Source organism: Cobetia sp. 5-25-4-2 (assembly GCF_013374075.1).
In the GTDB taxonomy this organism is placed as follows: Bacteria; Pseudomonadota; Gammaproteobacteria; order Pseudomonadales; family Halomonadaceae; genus Cobetia; species Cobetia marina.
The window spans coordinates 1-481 of record NZ_BLWK01000021.1; the positions used below are offsets into that span (position 1 = coordinate 1).

At 63.2% G+C, this 481-nt stretch carries 1 protein-coding gene; it reads left to right on the top strand.

The genetic code is table 11. The features are described 5' to 3' along the window. On the top strand, positions 1-481 hold a 481-nt coding region (locus tag HXS65_RS17340; protein WP_218015114.1), incomplete at both ends, for a hypothetical protein.

The window sequence follows — 481 nt, forward strand, 5'->3', positions numbered from 1 at the left end:
GCAATGACAGCGTGCTGTCCAACGCCATCGCCATCACGGTCGATACCACCGCGCCGTCTGCACCCACTCTGGCCATCACCGAAGCCCTCGATGGTGTGAATATCGATGAGCTGACCGATGGGCTGCAAACCACGGTCACCCTCAGCGATGAGGCCGTCGCCGGCGACACCGTGACTGTCATCCTGGTCGACAGCGATGACGCGTCGAACGTGATCACCGCTTCGGTCGAGCTGGACGCCGACGACATCACCGCCGGCAACGTGGCGGTCATCATTGCCGCCGACGACCTGACCGATGGCAGCAGCTACGCCGCGACAGCCGTGATCATCGATGTGGCGGGCAACCGCTCTGATGCCTCGAACAGCATTGATGTCGCCATCGACATCACCGCGCCATCCGCGCCGGTCATCACCACCATCAGTGACAACGTTGGCGATCTGACCGCCGCCCTGGTCGACGGTGACAGCACCGATGACACCAC